This is a genomic window from Halobacillus sp. HZG1, assembly GCF_035818575.1.
GTDB classification, from domain to species: Bacteria; Bacillota; Bacilli; order Bacillales; family Halobacillaceae; genus Halobacillus; species Halobacillus litoralis.
In genome coordinates, this window is the sequence record NZ_JAYLVQ010000019.1 from 23,055 (window position 1) to 36,217 (window position 13,163).

15 protein-coding genes and 12 tRNA genes are annotated in these 13,163 nt (G+C 44.0%); 26 read left to right on the forward strand and 1 reads right to left on the reverse strand.

Going from position 1 to position 13,163, the window contains the following annotated elements:
* Positions 1–16: 16 nt before the first annotated feature.
* The 13 genes from VKA52_RS01715 to VKA52_RS01775 all read left to right on the forward strand — a co-directional run bounded on the left by VKA52_RS01715 (position 17) and on the right by VKA52_RS01775 (position 10,908).
* On the forward strand, positions 17–1,039 hold the full coding sequence (locus tag VKA52_RS01715; RefSeq protein ID WP_160916877.1) for a LolA family protein: 1,023 nt from the start codon (positions 17–19) through the stop codon (positions 1,037–1,039).
* Between the two features lie 215 nt (positions 1,040–1,254).
* Positions 1,255–2,415: an alanine racemase gene (alr, locus tag VKA52_RS01720; protein WP_326313969.1), complete on the forward strand. Its 1,161-nt coding sequence runs from the start codon at positions 1,255–1,257 to the stop codon at positions 2,413–2,415.
* Positions 2,416–2,574: 159 nt separating this feature from the next.
* The gene (locus VKA52_RS01725; protein ID WP_027956786.1) at positions 2,575–2,856 is read left to right on the forward strand and encodes a CopG family ribbon-helix-helix protein; all 282 of its coding nucleotides are present in this window, start codon (positions 2,575–2,577) and stop codon (positions 2,854–2,856) included.
* A 5-nt stretch (positions 2,857–2,861) separates the two neighbouring features.
* Complete coding sequence (locus VKA52_RS01730) at positions 2,862–3,212, forward strand: type II toxin-antitoxin system PemK/MazF family toxin (protein ID WP_035511328.1); 351 nt, start codon at positions 2,862–2,864, stop codon at positions 3,210–3,212.
* Positions 3,213–3,509: 297 nt separating this feature from the next.
* Complete coding sequence (locus VKA52_RS01735) at positions 3,510–4,379, forward strand: RsbT co-antagonist protein RsbRA (RefSeq protein WP_160916881.1); 870 nt, start codon at positions 3,510–3,512, stop codon at positions 4,377–4,379.
* Between the two features lie 4 nt (positions 4,380–4,383).
* On the forward strand, positions 4,384–4,740 hold the full coding sequence (locus tag VKA52_RS01740; RefSeq protein WP_089654561.1) for an STAS domain-containing protein: 357 nt from the start codon (positions 4,384–4,386) through the stop codon (positions 4,738–4,740).
* A 2-nt stretch (positions 4,741–4,742) separates the two neighbouring features.
* Positions 4,743–5,144 carry an anti-sigma regulatory factor gene (locus tag VKA52_RS01745; RefSeq protein ID WP_160916883.1) on the forward strand — a complete coding sequence of 134 codons (402 nt, stop codon included), beginning with the start codon at positions 4,743–4,745 and terminating at the stop codon, positions 5,142–5,144.
* Between the two features lie 14 nt (positions 5,145–5,158).
* On the forward strand, positions 5,159–6,169 hold the full coding sequence (locus VKA52_RS01750) for a PP2C family protein-serine/threonine phosphatase (protein ID WP_160916885.1): 1,011 nt from the start codon (positions 5,159–5,161) through the stop codon (positions 6,167–6,169).
* 65 nt (positions 6,170–6,234) lie between these two features.
* Positions 6,235–6,564 carry an STAS domain-containing protein gene (locus tag VKA52_RS01755; RefSeq protein WP_089654564.1) on the forward strand — a complete coding sequence of 110 codons (330 nt, stop codon included), beginning with the start codon at positions 6,235–6,237 and terminating at the stop codon, positions 6,562–6,564.
* Between the two features lie 2 nt (positions 6,565–6,566).
* A complete protein-coding gene (rsbW, locus tag VKA52_RS01760) occupies positions 6,567–7,043 on the forward strand; it encodes an anti-sigma B factor RsbW (RefSeq protein WP_115825019.1) in 477 nt (158 codons plus the stop codon).
* Positions 7,015–7,794, forward strand: coding sequence for an RNA polymerase sigma factor SigB (sigB, locus tag VKA52_RS01765; RefSeq protein ID WP_326313970.1), 780 nt, complete (start codon positions 7,015–7,017; stop codon positions 7,792–7,794). Before rsbW ends, sigB begins: the two co-directional genes overlap by 29 nt.
* Before the next feature lie 20 nt (positions 7,795–7,814).
* The gene (locus VKA52_RS01770) at positions 7,815–8,390 is read left to right on the forward strand and encodes a PP2C family serine/threonine-protein phosphatase (RefSeq protein WP_326313971.1); all 576 of its coding nucleotides are present in this window, start codon (positions 7,815–7,817) and stop codon (positions 8,388–8,390) included.
* Between the two features lie 346 nt (positions 8,391–8,736).
* Positions 8,737–10,908: a Tex family protein gene (locus VKA52_RS01775; RefSeq protein WP_326313972.1), complete on the forward strand. Its 2,172-nt coding sequence runs from the start codon at positions 8,737–8,739 to the stop codon at positions 10,906–10,908.
* A 45-nt stretch (positions 10,909–10,953) separates the two neighbouring features.
* Here the strand turns inward: VKA52_RS01775 and cmpA are convergent, their stop codons facing one another.
* Positions 10,954–11,064 carry a cortex morphogenetic protein CmpA gene (gene cmpA, locus VKA52_RS01780; RefSeq protein WP_089654570.1) on the reverse strand — a complete coding sequence of 37 codons (111 nt, stop codon included), beginning with the start codon at positions 11,062–11,064 and terminating at the stop codon, positions 10,954–10,956.
* A gap of 75 nt (positions 11,065–11,139) precedes the next feature.
* On the opposite strand from cmpA, the gene VKA52_RS01785 reads away from it, so the two are divergent.
* From VKA52_RS01785 to VKA52_RS01845, 13 genes are all read left to right on the forward strand, one after another.
* Entirely contained in the window at positions 11,140–11,583 is a 444-nt protein-coding gene (locus VKA52_RS01785) for a SprT family protein (protein WP_326313973.1), read from the forward strand.
* A gap of 176 nt (positions 11,584–11,759) precedes the next feature.
* Positions 11,760–11,834: transfer RNA gene (locus VKA52_RS01790), tRNA-Asn, on the forward strand.
* Positions 11,835–11,838: 4 nt separating this feature from the next.
* Positions 11,839–11,929, forward strand: a tRNA-Ser gene (locus VKA52_RS01795).
* Positions 11,930–11,938: 9 nt separating this feature from the next.
* Positions 11,939–12,010, forward strand: a tRNA-Glu gene (locus VKA52_RS01800).
* A 14-nt stretch (positions 12,011–12,024) separates the two neighbouring features.
* Positions 12,025–12,101: transfer RNA gene (locus tag VKA52_RS01805), tRNA-Asp, on the forward strand.
* A gap of 7 nt (positions 12,102–12,108) precedes the next feature.
* Positions 12,109–12,183: transfer RNA gene (locus tag VKA52_RS01810), tRNA-Gln, on the forward strand.
* 106 nt (positions 12,184–12,289) lie between these two features.
* Positions 12,290–12,365 (forward strand) — tRNA-Lys (locus VKA52_RS01815).
* 8 nt (positions 12,366–12,373) lie between these two features.
* Positions 12,374–12,455 (forward strand) — tRNA-Leu (locus VKA52_RS01820).
* A 48-nt stretch (positions 12,456–12,503) separates the two neighbouring features.
* Positions 12,504–12,591 (forward strand) — tRNA-Leu (locus VKA52_RS01825).
* A 68-nt stretch (positions 12,592–12,659) separates the two neighbouring features.
* A tRNA-Arg gene (locus tag VKA52_RS01830) sits at positions 12,660–12,736 on the forward strand.
* A 4-nt stretch (positions 12,737–12,740) separates the two neighbouring features.
* Positions 12,741–12,817: transfer RNA gene (locus VKA52_RS01835), tRNA-Pro, on the forward strand.
* Between the two features lie 31 nt (positions 12,818–12,848).
* Positions 12,849–12,922: transfer RNA gene (locus VKA52_RS01840), tRNA-Gly, on the forward strand.
* An 18-nt stretch (positions 12,923–12,940) separates the two neighbouring features.
* A tRNA-Ile gene (locus VKA52_RS01845) sits at positions 12,941–13,017 on the forward strand.
* Positions 13,018–13,163: the final 146 nt, after the last annotated feature.

Below are 13,163 nucleotides of genomic sequence, written 5' to 3' on the forward strand. Positions count from 1 at the left end.
AAAGGAGTTGAGTCTTATGCAAAGACGTTTTCTGATCCTGTTGTTCAGCCTGTTCGTCTTAGGTGCTTTGACAGCTTGTGGCTCACAATCAAAAGAAGATGTCGTCAAGAAGCTTGAAAAACAGTCGGAAGAAATGGCTGGATATAAGACCGAAGCGAATATGAAGATGCGTACAGGGAAGGAAGAACAGAAATACAACATTCAAGTGTGGCATAAAAAGGATGATTTTTACCGCGTGAAGCTTCAAAATGACCAGGATGAAAAAGGAAGCCAGATCATCTTGAAAAATGACAGCGGCGTGTATGTCCTGACGCCAGCCTTGAACAAGAGCTTCAAGTTCCAAAGCGAATGGCCTCAGAACACAAGTCAACCTTACCTCTATGCTTCGCTGCTGAATGATATCAAAGCGGATCCGGATGCAGAATTCAATGCTTCCGAAAACTACTTTGTGTTCAAGACGAAGACAAATTATCAGAATAACAAGACCCTGCCGTTCCAGGAGATTTATTTTGATAAGAAAACGTACCACCCTGTAATGGTGAAAGTGTTCGATCAGGATATGAATGCTCTCGTAGAAGTTCAATTCGCGAACTTTGCGAAAGACGATTCGATGAAGAAGGAAGACTTTGATGTCGATAAGAATATGGCCATGGCTCCGACGGAAGCCCCTGTTGCCAACATGGAAGGGGAAGAGCTTGAGGAGGTCCTTTACCCACAAGAAACGTTCGGTGCTGAACTTGCAGACGAGCGTGAAGTGAAGACGGAAGATGGGAAACGATTCATCATGACTTATGCAGGGGATAAGAACTTCACATTGGTCCAGGAAAAAGCGGAAGTGCAATCGGCAAGTGCTCAATACTCTGTCCAGGTGAACGGTGAGCCTGTCCAGCTTTGGGACGGGGTGTTTGCAGCCTTCGAACATAACCGTCTGGAATGGAACCACAATGGAACGACCTATCAACTTGCGAGCAATGAATTGACACAGGATGAAATGGTCGCTGTCGCAAGTTCAATCAACACAGCTGCGATGGTGAAATAAAATTGGAAGGAGCAGGCTTAACGGTCTGCTTTATTTTTTGGTCTTCTACTGAGGAGGAAGATCTCCCTCTTAAGCTTCACTCTCCGGAATTCTGAGAGCCTCTAATTTCCGTAGCTTAATCATCAAACCTAACCGTTATTCCTGCTTCTTTTATGTATTTGACACCCGCTTCTTCTCATTCAATAATAAAAAGATAGAGAGAGGAGCGGATCAAAGTGGCATGGGATACGTATTATAGAGATTCAATTGCAGAGGTTGAATTAACGGCGATTGAGTATAATATACAGCAATTGAAACAACGATTGGAAAATGGAACAGACATTTGCGCGGTAGTCAAAGCGGACGCCTATGGACATGGTGATGTTCAAGTCGCAAGGGCCGCTTTGAAAGCAGGGGCGAAGAGTCTGGCCGTCGCACTATTAGACGAAGCATTGAAACTGAGAAAAGCAGGAATTGATGCCCCGATCCTCGTCATGGGCTGGACACGTCCTCAGGATGCGGCCGTTGCTGCTGAAAACAACATCGCATTGACGGTCTTCCAAAAAGGTTGGCTTGAGGAAGCAGAAGTTTTAAAGGACACTGCTCCATTAAAACTTCATTTGAAAATCGATACAGGAATGGGGCGGATCGGTGTACGGACGGTTGCAGAATTAGAGGGGATCCTTTCTTTTCTTACAGAAACCGCCGCGTTTCATTTGGAAGCTTTATTCACGCATTTTGCTACAGCGGATGAGGAAGACTCACAGTATTTTAATGAACAACAAGAGCGCTGGGACGAAATGTTTTCGTATTTTAAGAGGAATTGGGTAGAAGATGTCGAAATTCATACAAGTAACAGTGCGACAAGTATGAGGGTGCCGGAGCGGATGGACCATTTTGTCCGGTTTGGTATCAGTATGTACGGACTTTATCCCTCCCCCCATGTCAAAAAAGAACGGCCGATCGACTTGAAACCTGCTTTTTCTCTGACGAGCCGGTTAATCCATGTCAAAAAAATAGAGGCTGGAGAATCGATCAGTTATGGGGCTACCTACACTGCGGAAAAAGAAGAGTGGATCGGCACCATTCCGCTTGGTTATGCGGATGGATGGATCCGTAAACTTCAAGGTGCTGAGGTTCTGGTCGACGGGAAACGGCAGCCGATTGTCGGAAGAATTTGCATGGATCAATTCATGATTCGGCTGGATCAGGAATATCCTATAGGGACAAAGGTTACCTTAATTGGTAAACAAGGGAATCAAGAAATTTCAGCTGATGAAATAGCAGAGCATCTCGAAACGATCAATTATGAGATTCCCTGCATGATCAGCCAAAGGGTGCCGAGAGTTTTTCAGGAAGGTGGGAGAACGGTAGAAGTAAGAAATTCCTTGCTGTGAGGAATCTTCCCGTTTTCGGACAATTCTCCCGATGTAAGGATAAAAGCTTTCATAATTCACGAAAAAATTCCAACACTCCTTTGCAATGGACACTCCCGTTTGATAAGATTAGAGTGGACTAATTGACTGGTTTCTTTTGAGAGAAGATGGTGGAGGTGTATGGTTTTGTCCGATAGCATGCAGGAGATTGTCATCCGGATTCCGGATAACCTACTCAATGAAGTGGATGGCTTCATTCAACTCGATAACAGTGATCGGAGCGATTTCATGTGTCAAGCAACGAAAATGTATTTGCGTGAGAAGAAACAGCGACATATTAGAGAATCCATGCGTAGAGGCTACATGGAAATGGCGAAAATCAATTTAAATATCGCTTCAGAAGCGTTTCAAGCTGAAGAGGAGGCCGAACACACCCTGGAGCAACTAGTGAGCGGGGTGTGAAGCCAGTGATAGTCAAACGAGGTGACGTTTATTTCGCTGATTTGTCCCCAGTTGTGGGATCAGAACAAGGCGGGGTTCGTCCTGTACTCGTCCTTCAAAATGATATTGGTAATCGTTTTAGCCCTACCGTGATCGTAGCCGCGATTACAGCGCAAATACAAAAAGCCAAACTTCCAACACATGTCGAAATTAATGCAGAAAAATATGGGTTCGAGCGAAATTCTGTAATCCTACTGGAACAGATCAGAACGATTGACAAGCAGCGTTTGACCGATAAGATTACTCAACTTGATGAACCGATGATGCAGCAGGTCAACAAAGCCTTGCAGATCAGCCTCGGTTTGATCGACTTTTAATCGGAATGTACGTCGTGGATGAAATAAAGTTACCTTTTTAAGGTAACTTTATTTTTTTGTGCTTTTGTAGTTTATAATGGGGATAGACAGGGTATCGTTGATGGCGTGTTTTTTATTCCCGGATTTTTAAATAGAAACTTGTCATTTTACAGAGGGTATGGGAAAGATACTCTTGTGTAAATGCCGTTGTGACGAGAACGAAGGCAAATGGTGTAAAAGGAAGTCTTTTTCTGATAAAATTATACTTAGATAGTATAAGGACGAACAATAGAGGGTTATGAGGCGGAGGTTTAGATAATGGACGAAAGACTGAAAAATGTAGTAGTAGAACATAGTGATGACATTGTCAAAATGTGGTTGGAGGAAGTCAACACACATAAGAAGAATGATTATACATCGACGATTTCTGATGAAATGTTCGAAAGTACGAACCGTGAATTTGTCAACGTGATTTTTTCCAGTATTGAGAAGCAGGGATTATCTTCTGACCTGGATGATTTCTCTGAACGCCTGATCAATCTCGGGTGGCCGTTGAGTTATTTAACGGACGGGATGCAAGTGTTCCGGCGTGTGGTGACAGATTTCATCCTCAAACAATCGGAAAAAATCGACTCCGATTACTTTTCCGAGGTCCTTCGTAAAGTAGATGGGTGGGTCGATCCGATCATCAACCGTCTTGTGAATGAATATTCAGGGAGCTGGGAGCACATCGTTTCCTTGCAAAGGGTGGCTTTACAAGAGCTTTCCGCGCCTTTAATCCCTGTGATGGAGAACATTACGATCATGCCTCTGATCGGGACCATCGACACGGAGCGGGCCAAGTTAATCATGGAGAATCTTCTGGACGGTGTAATCAAACATAACGCCGAAGTTGTATTGATCGATATTACAGGTGTTCCGGTTGTCGATACGATGGTCGCCCATCACATAATCCAGGCAGCTGAGGCTGTAAGGCTGATCGGTTCCCGATGCATTTTAGTGGGAATCCGTCCTGAAATAGCACAGACGATTGTGAACCTCGGCATCGATTTAGGCAAGTTCCCTACGAAGAGTTCATTGCGCAAAGGTTTCCAAACAGCATTAGAATTAACAAATCGTCGTATTGAAGAAACCCAGAACAACGATGAAGACATCGAAAAACTAATTGATTCGCTAGATAGGGAGTGAAAACATGAGGATACCTATTTTAAAGCTTCACAACTATTTACTCATTTCCATACAAATCGATTTGGATGACCAGACGGCTATCCAGTTCCAAGAAGATCTTTTGAGCAAGATTCATGAAAGCGGAGCGACAGGTGTCGTCATTGATTTGACATCCGTTGATATCATCGATTCTTTCATTGCTAAAGTTTTGGGAGACGTTGTGACGATGTCGGATTTGATGGGGGCCAAAGTTGTTTTGACGGGGATCCAACCGGCAGTTGCAATGACTCTTATTGACCTAGGTATACACATGCAGGATGTCCCGACTGCGTTAGATCTAGAACAAGGATTGATCAAACTTCGCCAGGAATTGGAGGAGTGAATATGGACTTTCAATCCTGTGTCAACATTAAAAAGGAATGGGACATCGTCGGAGCCAGGCAACTTGGACGAGATATATCCAGAAAGATCGGCTTCGGGACTGTCGATCAAGCAAGGATTGCCACGGCCATTTCTGAACTGGCACGGAACATTTATTTATATGCAGGAACAGGCAAGGTCTGTTTCGAAGCACTCGAAGACATGAATAAAAAAGGAATCCGGATCGTCGCTACGGATGAAGGACCTGGAATTAAAGATATCAGTCAAGTTATGGAAGATGGGTTCACTACCTCAGGAGGGCTCGGAGCAGGGCTGCCAGGAGTGAAACGGTTAATGGATGACTTTGATATCGTATCAGCAGAAGGTGAAGGTACAGAAATCACTGTCGTCAAATGGCTCCGGTAAAGGAGGTAAGATGAATGAACACATTGAAACTCGATTTAGAAAATTATAAAGAACTATTACAAGAGTATATTAAGACTGAGGATGAGCAAGCTCTATACCAAGCGGAACAGTTCAGTAAGCATTCCATGCAGCAGAACATTTCGCCGGAAGAGATCATCAATGTCCATATCCAATCGCTACAAGAAATATACCCGGATATGCCTGACTATATTCAGTCATCTATGAACTTTCTTCTGGAAACCATGATTTCTTATGGATTGGCTTACCAGGAGTATCAGACGCTGCGGGAAAAGCAGCTTGAACTCAAATCGGAAATTTCCGTCGCTGCCAATATGCAAAAAACGTTATTGTCGACAGTGAAACCGGATTTGTCTGACATTGATGTAGGGGCTTTGAGTGTTCCTGCCAAGCAGATGAACGGGGACTATCATCACTTCGTCCACGATGGAAAAGGGAGTCTTGGAATTGCTGTCGCCGATGTCATAGGTAAAGGTGTGCCTGCTGCACTCTGTATGTCGATGATCAAGTATTCCATGGACAGTTTTTCAGGGATGCGGACAGACCCTAGTGTCATACTGGGCAGTTTGAACCGTGTGGTTGAACGGAACGTAGATGCAAGCATGTTCATTACGATGTTCTACGGTTTGTATAATTCGAACGAGCATACGTTTACTTTCTCATCAGCCGGTCATGAACCGGGTTATTATTATCATAAAGATCGTGATGAGTTTGAGGAGATCGATGTGCCAGGGCTTGTACTCGGCGTATCCCCTGAGGTTACGTATAAGCAGTACGAAAAGAGAGTGGAAAAAGGAGATATGATCATCCTTCTGACTGATGGGGTAACAGAATGTCGCCAAGGGGACCGTTTCATCGATCAGGAAGAAATCCTGCATGTCATCAAGCAATATTCCCATCTCCCTGCACAAGGAATTGTGGACCAAGTGTATAAACACTTTGAGCGTCTGCAGGACTTCCAGTTGAGAGATGACTTCACCTTGATTATTTTAAGAAGAAACGTTTAATGACTGTATAAGCAGGGTAAGCAATTATGTAGTACGTTTTTTAGGAAACATTGGGAGGGATTATGATGAATTTATCTATAGATGTTACGAACAATGAAGGTGTCTCAAATGTCGTCCTTACCGGAGAAGTGGATGCATTCACAGCGCCTAAATTAAAAGATACACTGCTGCCACTGACGAAGGAAAAAGGCCAGGTTGTAGAAGTGGATTTTCAAGATGTGAATTACATGGACTCCACAGGTCTTGGTGTTTTCATCAGTGCCTTGAAATCAACGAAGGAGCATGAGTCAGAGATGCGCCTTGTCCATATGCAGGACCGTGTTTACCGCCTCTTCAAGATTACGGGATTGACAGAAATTATTAACATCGAGTCTACAGTACAAGGTGGAATGTAAACATGGAACCATTTGATTTTGTTGAAGTGAAGGTACCTGCCAAAGCGGAATACATCGGTGTCGTCCGTCTGAGTATATCAGGGATTGCCAACCGAATGGGATTCACGTACGAAGATATCGAGGATTTGAAAGTAGCCATTTCAGAAGCGATTACAAATGCTGTCAAACATGCATACAAAGAAACAGGCGAAGGTGAAATCACCATCGGTTTCGGTGTTTATCAGGACAGGCTTGAAGTAATGGTCGCTGACCATGGAGGAAGCTTTAACCTGGGTGAAATTAAGGAAGATATCGGTCCTTATAAACAAGATGATGATATCGAAGAACTGCGCGAAGGAGGCTTTGGCCTGTTTCTCATTGACGCTCTGATGGACAAAGTTGAAATCAATAGCAAATATGGAGTCATTGTCCTTATGACAAAATATCTCCATGAAACCGGGGTGGGTCAAGATGGCGACCAAATCACAACACCACAATGAGGAAGTTTACGAATGGATCGCCTATTTACAAGAGAATCCGAGAGATGAAGAAATCCAGGAGAAGGTCGTCCTCGTTTATAAGGATCTTGTAGAATCCATTGCTCGTAAATACTCAAAAAACAGCACCATCCATGAAGACTTGGTTCAAGTCGGCATGCTGGGACTGTTGGCGGCAATCAGAAGATATGATGCCGATTTCGGCAAGTCCTTTGAATCGTTTGCTATTCCGACAATCATTGGTGAGATCAAACGGTTTATTCGTGACAAGACATGGAGTGTTCATGTCCCACGTAGAATCAAGGAACTTGGACCGAAAATCAAAAAGGTTTCGGAAGAGCTGACAAACACTTTACAACGCTCTCCTTCCGTTAAAGAAATTGCCGATGAGTTGGAAGTATCTGAAGAGGATATCCTTGAAACGATGGAAATGGGCAAAAGTTATAAAGCTCTTTCTGTTGACCGTAAGATTGAAGCTGACTCTGACGGAAGCACCGTCACCATCCTTGATTTAATTGGAAATCAGGAAGATGGTTATTCCAACATCGACCAGAGAATGCTCCTGGAGAAGATTCTCCCAATCCTTAGCGAACGTGAACAGGAAATCTTACAATGTACGTACTTTGAGAACATGAGTCAGAAAGATACAGGTGAACGGCTGGGAATCTCCCAGATGCACGTGTCCCGTTTGCAAAGACGGGCATTGAGAAAACTGAGAGAAGCCCTTCAGTCTGAATCCGTCGAGGTATTCTAGTGGAAAAGGAGAATAAACGGGTGGATCTGTCTATTTTCCAAAAAGCCAAAAAAGGGAATTATTACTGCGGAGACAGCTATTTCTACAAGGAAACGGACGATGCATTCCTTTGTGCCCTCGCCGATGGTCTCGGTAGTGGAGAAATGGCCCGTGAATCGTCCAAAGCGGTGATGGAAGTGATAGAGGAACATCCAGATTTGACGCTGGAAGCTCTCATCAAAAAATGTAATGAGGTGTTGGTAGGGAAACGAGGAGTCGTCCTGGGGATTTTAAGGATTGACTTTGACAATCGTACTTACTCTTATTCATCTATTGGTAACATCGGAGTGATTACTGTGGACCCGGATGGTAAGCGTAACCGTAACATTCCATTGGCTGGTTACTTATCAGGTTATCCACGAAAGTTGAGAATCTCCCGTGGAACAGTGCAGAAAGGGATGATATTCCTGATGTTTTCAGACGGAGTCAATGACCGTCGTCTGTCTTCGAACCTCACTCATTCCAAGAACGTTGAGCAAATCACGCAACAATATAAAGAATTATATGGTCAATCGCGTGATGACGATATTACCCTGATTGCCATGGCATATAATTAAAACCCTTCATTCAAACCGTATGGGAGAATGGAGGGTTTTATTGTGTTTGTATGAACCATTTATCATAAATTTATTAAAGAATATGGAAGGATTGTGGAAGACTCAGTTTCGAGACTTTGAATGAGTAAAGGGGGACTCCGGGGAATAGCTCGCTTTACGCGGGAGGCTCATCGCCCGCCCCATGGAAAGCGAACCTTTTCCCGGAGCGCTTAGAATCACACAAAAGTCTCGAAACCGAGTCATCAACTAAAGGGAGCTAATACATAATTGGTACACGGGAGTCTTTAAGTATTCTCTTTTATAATTTGATACAATGGATGAGACGTCATTGAAGGAGGTCACGTAGATGAGTGAAAACAACAAAAATACAGAGCTTATGAAGCTCGTAGCTAAACAGACAAAATTGAAAGATCAGACAATCAAACAAGTCATTGAATTGCTTGAAGAAGGAAATACCGTTCCGTTTATTGCCCGATACAGGAAAGAACTTACCGGCGGCTTGGATGAAGTGCAGATCAAGGACATTGAAGATCAGTGGAATTATGTTACAAATCTTGTTCAGCGGAAGGAAGAAGTTATCCGCCTTATTGATGAACAGGACAAACTGACCGAAGACTTACGCCGCGAGATTGAATCTGCCGAAAAACTACAAAAGGTGGAAGACTTGTACCGGCCTTATAAACAAAAACGTCGGACAAGAGCGACCGTTGCCAAAGAGAAAGGCTTAGAACCTCTCGCGACTCAAGTTTGGGAACAGAAGGACATCGATTTTGAGAAAGAAGCAGAAGCCTTCTTTTCTGATGAACACGAACTGAATTCAGTTGAAGATGTTCAGGCCGGGGTGAATGATATCATCGCCGAGTGGATTTCCGATGACCCTACATATCGAGAAAAGATTAGAAAGCAGACGCACGATAAGGGTGTCATTGCTTCATCCGAAAAGAAAGCAGATAAAGATGAAAAAGGCATTTTTGAAATGTACTATGACTATCAAGAACCTGTTCGTTCCATCGTGTCGCATCGTGTCCTTGCTCTTAACCGTGGGGAAAAAGAGGAGGTTATTAAGGTTTCCGTTCAGCCTCCTGAAGAAGCAATTGTTCAATATTTGGAGAGAAGCGTCATTAAGCGCCATACGGTTGGGAAGATCCGTTCCATCCTGGAAGAAGCGATCCAGGACAGTTATAAGCGATTAATCCAGCCATCTGTTGAAAGAGAGATCCGGGGGGCATTATCTGAACAGGCGGAAGAACAGGCGATTGAAGTTTTCTCCAGTAATCTTCGAAACCTCTTGCTGCAGCCTCCTTTGAAAGGGAAAGTGGTTCTGGGCGTCGACCCAGCCTACCGGACCGGTTGTAAGCTTGCTGTCGTGGATGAGACGGGGAAAGTGCTGGATATCGGGGTCATCTATCCAACTGCACCAAGAAATGATACGGCAGGTGCGGAGAAAAAGATTCTTGCCTTTATGGATGCGTATGACATTGAACTGATGGCAATTGGGAATGGAACGGCTTCCAGAGAAACAGAACAGTTCATTGCAGATATGATTCAAAAACATCAGTTGAACGCTTCTTATATGATTGTGAATGAAGCAGGCGCAAGTGTGTACTCGGCCTCGAAGCTTGCACGTGAAGAATTCCCTGACTTTCAAGTGGAAGAGCGAAGTGCGGTATCCATTGCTCGTCGTGTTCAGGATCCATTAGCAGAACTTGTGAAAATTGATCCTAAATCGATCGGGGTTGGTCAATACCAGCACGATGTTACTCAGAAAAAACTGAATGGATCCTTGACGTTCGTTGTCGAAACGGCGGTAAACCAAGTAGGGGTGAATGTGAATACAGCCTCTTCATCTCTGTTGCAGTATGTCTCGGGGCTCAGCAAGACCGTTGCGAACAATGTCGTGAAAAAGAGGGAGGAGTTAGGGAAGTTTACGAAACGATCCGAACTCAAAGATATTCCACGCTTAGGTGCAAAGACATTTGAGCAAAGTATCGGCTTTTTAAGAATCCTGGATGGGAAAGAACCTCTGGATCGCACACCGATTCACCCGGAAAGTTACAAAGCGACAAGGGAACTGTTGAGGAAGTTCGGATTTACCACAGAGGATATCGGAACGGACAAGTTAGCAGAAGAATTGAAGAGTGTGGACACATCATCTGTAGCGGAACAACTGGACATTGGTGAATTGACGCTGCAGGATATTGTGAAATCTCTCGTTCAGCCTGGCCGGGATCCAAGGGATGACCTTCCTAAGCCGTTGTTGAAAACGAATGTTCTCTCAATGGAAGATTTGGAACAGGGGATGGAACTTGAGGGTACCGTAAGAAATGTAGTAGACTTCGGTGCTTTCGTGGATATTGGAGTGAAACAAGATGGGCTTGTCCATATTTCGAAGCTCGCTGACAAATTTGTCAAACACCCAATGGATGTGGTGGCGGTAGGGGACGTCGTTACGGTTTGGGTCGAGCAAGTGGATGTACAAAAACAGAGGATCGCTTTAACGATGCTCAATAAAGGGTAATCCTATACGAAACTGCCTGGAGAGAAGTAACTTTCCGGGTAGTTTTTATTTGTATAAGTGCTGATAATAATACCAACATTGATTCAGCATTTTAATCTGATATTTATCTTTGTTCAAGAATGCTTTCGTCATTTGGTTCTTCAACCAGGAAGGCATAAGAAGTCATCTCCTTCATATTCAACTTTTTTCATTCTTATGATACAGTATGCAAAGGACAAGGGAGGTGTTCCTATGACGGATCAGGAATTGCGGCAATGGACGGATGAATTATCGAAAACATACTTTGACAAGCCTTTTGATCATGATGTATACTTCAACCCTCGTCTTCGGACAACAGGAGGGAGATACATTCCTTCTAAAAAAGTGATTGAAATCAATCCGAAATATATAGTAGAATTAGATGGTGTCGAATTAGAAGGCATCATTAAACATGAACTTTGTCATTACCACCTTCATATTGAAGGAAAGGGTTTTGGACATCGTGATCCTGAGTTCAAGGCACTATTAAAAAAGACAGGATCCCCGCGGCACTGCTCAGCCTTACCTTCTGAAAAGAATGGGAACTTCCATCACTATGTTTGTACAAAATGCGGTCAGACATACAAGCGGAAAAGACGGGTAGATACAAAACGCTTCGGTTGTGGGAAATGTAAAGGGAATTTAAAAAAGAAGTAAATTTTCCATTGACGAACGAAGGACCACATGTTAAATTAGTTAAGTCCTAACAAAACAAGCCAAAAAGCGCATGAAAACAACTTAAAATTTCATGAAAAAAAGGTTTGACACCAAGGACGAAATGTTATAAGATATAAAACGTCGCTGATAAAACAGCAACAGACATTACGAATTATTCCAACGTAGCTCAGTGGTAGAGCAATCGGCTGTTAACCGATCGGTCGTAGGTTCGAATCCTACCGTTGGAGCCATTACGGAGAAGTACTCAAGTGGCTGAAGAGGCGCCCCTGCTAAGGGTGTAGGTCGCGTAAGCGGCGCGAGGGTTCAAATCCCTCCTTCTCCGCCATTTATTTTTGGCCCGTTGGTCAAGTGGTTAAGACACCGCCCTTTCACGGCGGTAACACGGGTTCGAATCCCGTACGGGTCACTTAATCTTATAAAGGTCCGGTAGTTCAGTTGGTTAGAATGCCTGCCTGTCACGCAGGAGGTCGCGGGTTCGAGTCCCGTCCGGACCGCCACTCTTTTTGGGCCATAGCCAAGCGGTAAGGCAACGGTTTTTGGTACCGTCATGCGCTGGTTCGAATCCAGCTGGCCCAGCCATTTTCTTTTCAAAAAAGAGTTGACAAAAAGCTGAATAAGTTATATGATGTTTCTTGTGCTTCAAAAAAACAACATCATCATTGAGTGTTACAGATTCCTTTAATAGGAGCCATTAGCTCAGCTGGTAGAGCATCTGACTTTTAATCAGAGGGTCGAAGGTTCGAATCCTTCATGGCTCACCATTTATTATGCGGGTGTGGTGGAATTGGCAGACACGCTAGATTTAGGATCTAGTGCTTCACGGCGTGGGGGTTCAAGTCCCTCCACCCGCATTATCCAATTATCATGATCAGCATCCCATTGTTTACTACAGCAATTTTGCGGTCGTGGCGGAATCGGCAGACGCGCTAGGTTGAGGGCCTAGTGGGAGGTAATCCCGTGGAGGTTCAAGTCCTCTCGGCCGCACCAACTTTTTTAAAAAAGTTCTTGCGTCAAAACACAAAAGATGTTAACATATTAAATGTCGCTTTTTTAATGCGCCCGTAGCTCAATTGGATAGAGCGTCTGACTACGGATCAGAAGGTTAGGGGTTCGACTCCTCTCGGGCGCGCCATTAACGGGAAGTAGCTCAGCTTGGTAGAGCACTTGGTTTGGGACCAAGGGGTCGCAGGTTCGAATCCTGTCTTCCCGACCATCGAAATCCTAAATAACAACATGATACACTTGCGGGTGTAGTTTAGTGGTAAAACCTCAGCCTTCCAAGCTGATGATGAGGGTTCGATTCCCTTCACCCGCTCCATTTTATTGAATGTCATCGGGGCCTGTAGCTCAGTTGGTTAGAGCGCACGCCTGATAAGCGTGAGGTCGGTGGTTCAAGTCCACTCAGGCCCACCATGATTCATTTGATCTTTGAAAACTGAACGAACCAACCAGTACGTCAAAACATTTCTTCTTTATAGAAGAGATTTGAAACAAAGCACATTCGGTGTGCAAATGAGCAAGTCAAACTTAACTTTTATGGAGAGTTTGATCCTGGCTCA

Coding starts and splice junctions, on each gene's coding strand:
- VKA52_RS01715 (WP_160916877.1), top strand. CDS start 17: ATGCAAAGACGTTTTCTGATCCTGTTGTTCAGCCTGTTCGTCTTAGGT.
- VKA52_RS01725 (WP_027956786.1), top strand. CDS start 2,575: ATGGTTTTGTCCGATAGCATGCAGGAGATTGTCATCCGGATTCCGGAT.
- VKA52_RS01735 (WP_160916881.1), top strand. CDS start 3,510: ATGGACGAAAGACTGAAAAATGTAGTAGTAGAACATAGTGATGACATT.
- VKA52_RS01740 (WP_089654561.1), top strand. CDS start 4,384: ATGAGGATACCTATTTTAAAGCTTCACAACTATTTACTCATTTCCATA.
- VKA52_RS01745 (WP_160916883.1), top strand. CDS start 4,743: ATGGACTTTCAATCCTGTGTCAACATTAAAAAGGAATGGGACATCGTC.
- VKA52_RS01750 (WP_160916885.1), top strand. CDS start 5,159: ATGAACACATTGAAACTCGATTTAGAAAATTATAAAGAACTATTACAA.
- VKA52_RS01755 (WP_089654564.1), top strand. CDS start 6,235: ATGAATTTATCTATAGATGTTACGAACAATGAAGGTGTCTCAAATGTC.
- rsbW (WP_115825019.1), top strand. CDS start 6,567: ATGGAACCATTTGATTTTGTTGAAGTGAAGGTACCTGCCAAAGCGGAA.
- sigB (WP_326313970.1), top strand. CDS start 7,015: ATGGCGACCAAATCACAACACCACAATGAGGAAGTTTACGAATGGATC.
- VKA52_RS01775 (WP_326313972.1), top strand. CDS start 8,737: ATGAGTGAAAACAACAAAAATACAGAGCTTATGAAGCTCGTAGCTAAA.
- cmpA (WP_089654570.1), bottom strand. CDS start 11,064: ATGCCTTCCTGGTTGAAGAACCAAATGACGAAAGCATTCTTGAACAAA.
- VKA52_RS01785 (WP_326313973.1), top strand. CDS start 11,140: ATGACGGATCAGGAATTGCGGCAATGGACGGATGAATTATCGAAAACA.